Below are 6,226 nucleotides of genomic sequence, written 5' to 3'. Positions count from 1 at the left end.
CCTACACCCCTACACCCCTACACCCCTACACCCTTATTTAAGAAGCTGAACGCTGTTGGATGATTTGAGAGGGAATATTTTCTTTAACTAGTTGCCAAAAGTGTTGAATCGGAGGAATTTGCAGACGGTCTTGAGTTGTTACCATGACTACTCGACGGGTCAGACTAGAATGCTCAGGTAAATTGCTATTGTTGGCTAGGGGACGAACTGCCAGAGAGGGGTCAAATTTGGCTTCTATTAATGCTGATTGTGGTAGTAAAGCTATTAGTTCTCCTTGACGCACTACTCCGCGAAAAGCATCTAAGGTGTTTACTTCTAAAGCTGCTAGGAGTTTAGTTTCCAATCGTTCAAATCTATCTTGAATTAAACGCTGCATCCCATACCCATCTTTAAATACCACTTGAGGATAATGAATTAACTCTGACCACGGGATGCTTTCATACTTTGCTAGGGGATGATTCACTGCGGTTAAAACTTCTATCGGCTCATCATATAGCACTTCTACTACCATTTCTCTACCAGTGATTAAAAAGCGGTTGTGCATGACAATAGCTAAATCTACCAAGCCATCTTTGAGGACTTTGAGGGAGCGATCGCTTCCTAAAGATGTTACTCTTAACTGCACGTCTGGACAATCATGACAAAATTTTTGCAGCACTGGTGGTAGATAAGAAGCACAGATAGAATGAATTGCCGCAATACATAATTCTGGCTGCTTTCCGTCCATTAAATCTGCTAATTCTTGTGTAGCTGATTCCCATTCTTGGCAAATTTTGCGGACACGGGGTAATAACCTTTCTCCCCCTAAAGTGAGTTTGGCATGGGTAGTTCTGTGAAATAGTTCAACCCCCAAATCTGCTTCTAGTGCTTGAATTTGCCTACTGATAGTCGATTGGGTAACACCACATTTTTTTGCTGCTTGTTGAAAACTGCCAGTTTGGGCGATCGCTAAAAAAGCTTGCAACTGCTCTAGACGCATTTTGAGTAGTAGGCTGAATTAAATTTAAGGCTTTCATTCCTTAAATGAATTTATCTCCTCAGTTTAGTAGATTGTGATACAAATTGGAAAAATCTAGGTCAACAGAGGTGTAGGGGAGAAAATCAATAATTACCTATCCGGTAAGGGAGGTATGATTACGAATTGAAAATTAAGCTGGTTTGACTAACACAGAACCGGTTTCAATTTTGGCTAGATAAGTTTTGAGTGGTTTTTCCGCTGGGCCTTCTTGGACTTTACCATCACCACCAAATTCTGCGTCATGACAAGGACAGACAAACTGATTTTTATCTTTTTTCCACGCCACTGTGCAACCTTTATGAGTACAGGTGGGGTTGACTGCTATTAATTTGTTGGGGTTTTTAGATGTACCTACTACTAAAACTGCACCCACTGGGGAGTCTTGTACTAACAATTGTCCTGTTTTGTCTAATTCTGTTACAGTACCCACCTTTTGCCAGTTTTGATTAGCGGCTTTAGATGTGGAAGATGCTGATGTGGTTGTTTCGGGAGAACAAGCTGCGATCGCTACTGGTAAGGAACTAGCTAATAAACCTAAGCCTACCCAATTAAAGAATTCACGACGTTTCATAGATGCTGTGATTTATGGTCTGATTTTTAACTAGCACTTATTATTACTCATTAATTTGATGCTGTCATTATCAAGGATTAAAAACATTGATTTTCAGTGATATAATTAAGGATAAATTTAAAAACATCACCTGCAATTTGTAATTACCAGGGGAGGAAATTAGAGAATATTTGAAAACTCGCTCATTTTAATTATCTTCACTGAAACCAGTTTTCATCTAATATTTGTTCTAAAGAACCGATGGGGATAATAGGGAATGTATCAATAGGAAGTTGAGAACGATCTGATGCTTCTTTTCTAGCTTCTTGATAACATTCATCAAAGATTTCTAAAATGTAAGGTTTTAAACTAGGACTATCTTTGAGAGATTTTTTAATTTGTCTGCGAAATGTCCTCACTTCACCTTGCCAGTGTCCTTGATTTCTTTCTCTTTCACTATCCCAATATTTGAGTTTTAGTAGATGTACAAGCAAGTTAGTTAATAAACTTTCAATTGCTCGCTTCTCACTTCTACCCATAGTTTCTAATTCTTCTAATAAGTTTTCTAAATCAACAGCAGAAAATTGACCTGTGCGAAGTTGGTTAATGGTTGTTTTTATCCACAGGTAATAATCTTGATCGTATAGGGTTTGAGTTTTGGGTTGTGTTGATGTAACCATATACTGGTGAGGATTTTACTATTTATTTTATTCTAGCTTAATTTAGGGATTAATGTTATTACAATTCCCAACTTTAAAAGAGTCAACTACAAAACAAGATAAACACCCTTATTTGGATAGCTCGTTAATTAATATAGGAATCATATTTGATTCTTGAAAAACACTCCGTACACTTCCCCTGTTTCCTGTTCCCTGTTCCCTCTCTACACAGATAATTTCAAAAATCAATTACCAGTCCTGTAAACTTGACACTGTGATGATAGATTGTAATATATCAATGGAAACCGCAGTAAATAAATTTAAGAATAGTATTGAAGAGTTTAAGATAGAGATCAAACAAGAAATATCAAAGTTCTAATCTTTCCTTAATTATCAGATTATTTATAATAGCAAAATAAACAATATTTGTATCTAATAAATAGGTGTATCAAGGTGTAAAGTTTCATCTAAAAATAATTGACCTTTTTCATCAATTTTTTCCATTACTTTAAACGCTTTTATTGTCTAAGCTCACCTAAAATAATCTTCCTTGAAATAATCATTTATTCCTATTCTATCAAATTTTTAAAGATTACTGTTTATCCTCACTTACACCCATAAAAAACCATTGATGATGCAAAAATCGCAACAACTATATCCGATTTCTGCATAATTACAAAAATTTCGTAACAAGCTATACGAATTGTTATAAAAATTCACCTTAACTTAGCAGTATCGAAATTGTTACAACCACCAACCAGGAAACTACCAACAGTTGTATTTCTCAAGGTGGAAAGTACAGCACCAACAAGAACACGGATACACAATTAATCAAGTCCTGTTCAGTAAAAAACAGCATAATGACAGAAACAGCAACTACCAACGAAAAACTCAATAAATTTGAGAAATTCAAAGCCGAAAAAGACGGACTTGCAGTTAAAAGCGAAATCAACGAATTTACTCAAATCGGTTGGGAAGCAATGGACGAAAACGACCTTAACCATCGCCTAAAATGGTTAGGTGTATTCTTCCGTCCAGTCACTCCCGGTAAATTTATGATGCGGATGCGGATACCGAACGGTATTCTCACCAGCAGTCAATTGTTAGTTTTAGCAGAAGTGATTCAGCGTTACGGTGACGACGGCAGCGCAGATATCACGACTAGACAAAATATACAACTGCGGGGGATCAAATTTGAAGATATTCCAGATATCTTTAATAAATTTCACACAGTGGGATTAACCACTATCCAATCCGGCATGGATAATGTACGTAATATAACAGGTGATCCTGTAGCCGGTTTAGATGCCAATGAGTTGTATGACACCAGAGAATTAGTGCAGCAAATTCAAGATATGCTCACTAATAAAGGTGAAGGAAATCCAGAGTTTACTAATCTCCCCCGGAAATTTAACATTGCTGTTACTGGAGGAAGAGATAATTCAGTTCATGCAGAAATTAATGATTTAGCATTTGTTCCAGCATTTAAAGAAGGATTTGGTTTTAATGTTTTAGTCGGTGGCTTTTTCTCCGGTAAACGTTGTGAAGCAGCAATTCCTTTAAATGCGTGGGTAAAACCTGAAGAAGTAGTAAGCTTATGTAGAGCCATTGTTGAGATTTTCCGAGATCACGGTTTACGTCTCAACCGTCAAAAAGCGCGGTTAATGTGGTTAATTGATGAATGGGGTTTAGAAAAATTCCGCGCTGAAGTAGAAAAACGCTGGGGAAAAACATTTATACCCGCAGCACCCAAAGACGAAATTGATTGGGAAAAACGGGATCATATTGGAATTTATCCCCAAAAACAACCAGGATTAAATTATGTAGGTTTAAACATTCCTGTAGGTAGATTATCTGCTGATGATATGTTTGAACTTGCCCGGTTAGCAGAAGTTTATGGCAGTGGAGAAATTAGGTTTACAGTCGAACAAAATGCAATTATTCCGAATATTCCTGATTCAGCTTTAAACACATTTGTAACCGAACCATTGTTAAAAAAATTTGGTTTTAACCCTGGTTTATTAATGCGAGCAGTTGTATCTTGCACCGGCGCACAATTTTGTAACTTTGCATTAATAGAAACAAAAAACCGTGCTGTAGCAATGAGTCAAGCATTAGAACGGGAATTAATTTTATCAAAACCTGTGCGTATTCATTGGACAGGATGCCCAAATTCCTGTGGACAACCCCAAGTAGCAGACATTGGTTTAATGGGGACAAAAGTCAGAAAAAACGGGCAAACAGTAGAAGGCGTTGATATTTATATGGGTGGTAAAGTTGGTAAAGATGCTAAACTAGGAACTTGCATCCAAAAAAGCGTTCCTTGTGAAGATTTACAACCCATATTAAAAGAAATACTCGTTCAAAACTTCGGCGCACAAGTTCGGGAAGAAGCCTTAATTTCCCATTAAACCAATTGCCAAATATAGACATTTCTGGAAACCCAAATAAAACCTGGGCAATGATTCCTTATTGGCATCAATCCAAAATCCAAAATCTAAAATCGAAAGACTAAGAGTTGAAAATGAGCAATATTTCTCGTAGAAAATTTATTATTACCTCAAGTTTTGCAGCAACAACTTCAATCTTGGCACACGGTTGTTCATCGAGTAATCCTAAGTCAGCAACAACAGACAATGCTGCTTCTTCAACTGCCCAACTGGCTAACAATACCACAGTTAGTAATGCGCCAAAAGTTGAAACAACCAAAGCTAAATTAGGATTTATTGCTTTAACTGATTCTGCACCTTTAATTATTGCCAAAGAAAAAGGTTTCTTTGCGAAATATGGCATGACTGATGTTGAAGTCAGCAAACAAAAATCTTGGGCTGTTACCCGTGATAACCTCAAAATTGGCTCATCTGGTGATGGCATAGATGGCGCACATATTCTCAGCCCTATGCCTTATCTGCTCACTCTCAATGATAAAGTACCAATGTATCTCTTGGCGAGATTAAACACCAATGGACAAGCTATTTCCGTAGCAGAAAAATTCAAAGATTTAAAAATCGGCTTGCAAAGTAAAGCTTTAAAAGATGCAGTAAATAAAGCCAAAGCTGATAAAAAATCCATAAAAGTTGCCATGACTTTTCCTGGTGGTACTCATGATTTATGGATGCGCTATTGGTTAGCTGCTGGGGGTATTAATCCTGATCAAGATATAGTTTTAGAACCTGTACCACCACCACAAATGGTAGCTAATATGAAAGTTGGAACTGTTGATGCTTTCTGTGTAGGTGAACCTTGGAATGCTCAATTAGTTAGCCAAAAATTAGGTTATACAGCTTTAACTACAGGTGAATTATGGAATAACCATCCAGAAAAATCCTTTGCTATGCGGAAAGATTGGGTTGATAAAAATCCCAATGCTACCCAAGCATTGTTAATGGCAATTATGGAAGCACAACAATGGTGTGAACAGTCAGAAAATAAAGAAGAAATGTGTAAAATTTGTGCTGACAGAAAATACTTTAATGTGGCTGTAGCTGACATTTTAGAACGGTCTAAAGGTAATATTGACTATGGTGATGGACGTAAGGAACAAAACTTCCAATATCGGATGAAGTATTGGGCAGATAATGCTTCTTATCCCTATAAGAGTCATGATACTTGGTTCTTGACTGAAGAAATTCGTTGGGGTTATTTACCTAAAGATACGAAAATAAAAGAAGTTGTAGACCAGGTAAATAGAGAAGATTTATGGAAACAAGCTGCTAAAGCTTTGGGTGTAGCTGCTGCGGAAATTCCTACTAGTTCTTCTCGTGGCGTGGAAACATTTTTTGATGGGGTGAAATTTGATCCAGAAAAACCAGAGGAATATTTAAAGAGTTTGCAAATTAAGAAGGTGTAAAGAAGGCAGAAGGCAGAAGCCTGAAAGGTTAACAAAACAACGACTAATCTGTCTTTCTGCTCCAAAGAAAATTATTTAATTAACCGCAGAGGCGCAGAGTACGCAGAGGAAGGAATTAAAGATAAATAATTTTTTATTGGTTCTGTGTT

5 protein-coding genes are annotated in these 6,226 nt (G+C 36.9%); 2 read left to right on the top strand and 3 right to left on the bottom strand.

Features of this window, described 5'->3' with window-relative positions:
• Window positions 1–37: 37 nt before the first annotated feature.
• The 3 genes from A0J48_RS18955 to A0J48_RS18945 all read right to left on the bottom strand — a co-directional run bounded on the left by A0J48_RS18955 (window position 38) and on the right by A0J48_RS18945 (window position 2,248).
• Window positions 38–979, bottom strand: a complete 942-nt coding sequence (locus tag A0J48_RS18955; protein WP_200325789.1) for a LysR family transcriptional regulator — start codon at window positions 977–979, stop codon at window positions 38–40.
• Window positions 980–1,148: 169 nt separating this feature from the next.
• Entirely contained in the window at window positions 1,149–1,589 is a 441-nt protein-coding gene (locus A0J48_RS18950; protein ID WP_200325787.1) for a QcrA and Rieske domain-containing protein, read from the bottom strand.
• A 197-nt stretch (window positions 1,590–1,786) separates the two neighbouring features.
• A complete protein-coding gene (locus tag A0J48_RS18945) occupies window positions 1,787–2,248 on the bottom strand; it encodes a DUF29 domain-containing protein (RefSeq protein ID WP_200325785.1) in 462 nt (153 codons plus the stop codon).
• Window positions 2,249–3,087: 839 nt separating this feature from the next.
• Here A0J48_RS18945 and A0J48_RS18940 point away from each other — a divergent pair.
• Window positions 3,088–4,638, top strand: a complete 1,551-nt coding sequence (locus tag A0J48_RS18940; RefSeq protein WP_200325783.1) for a ferredoxin--nitrite reductase — start codon at window positions 3,088–3,090, stop codon at window positions 4,636–4,638.
• Window positions 4,639–4,751: 113 nt separating this feature from the next.
• Window positions 4,752–6,077 carry a CmpA/NrtA family ABC transporter substrate-binding protein gene (locus A0J48_RS18935; protein ID WP_200325781.1) on the top strand — a complete coding sequence of 442 codons (1,326 nt, stop codon included), beginning with the start codon at window positions 4,752–4,754 and terminating at the stop codon, window positions 6,075–6,077.
• Window positions 6,078–6,226 lie beyond the last annotated feature (149 nt).

Origin of the sequence: Sphaerospermopsis aphanizomenoides BCCUSP55 (genome assembly GCF_001586785.1) — a bacterium.
Classification (GTDB): Bacteria; Cyanobacteriota; Cyanobacteriia; order Cyanobacteriales; family Nostocaceae; genus Sphaerospermopsis_A; species Sphaerospermopsis_A aphanizomenoides_A.
The sequence above is the reverse complement of the archived record's forward strand: the minus strand, read 5'-3'. Positions and strand labels throughout refer to the sequence as shown.

What these genes read in the sequence shown, in the direction of transcription:
- A0J48_RS18935 (WP_200325781.1), top strand. Translation starts at nt 4,752, where the DNA reads ATGAGCAATATTTCTCGTAGAAAATTTATTATTACCTCAAGTTTTGCA.
- A0J48_RS18945 (WP_200325785.1), bottom strand. Translation starts at nt 2,248, where the DNA reads ATGGTTACATCAACACAACCCAAAACTCAAACCCTATACGATCAAGAT.
- A0J48_RS18940 (WP_200325783.1), top strand. Translation starts at nt 3,088, where the DNA reads ATGACAGAAACAGCAACTACCAACGAAAAACTCAATAAATTTGAGAAA.
- A0J48_RS18950 (WP_200325787.1), bottom strand. Translation starts at nt 1,589, where the DNA reads ATGAAACGTCGTGAATTCTTTAATTGGGTAGGCTTAGGTTTATTAGCT.
- A0J48_RS18955 (WP_200325789.1), bottom strand. Translation starts at nt 979, where the DNA reads ATGCGTCTAGAGCAGTTGCAAGCTTTTTTAGCGATCGCCCAAACTGGC.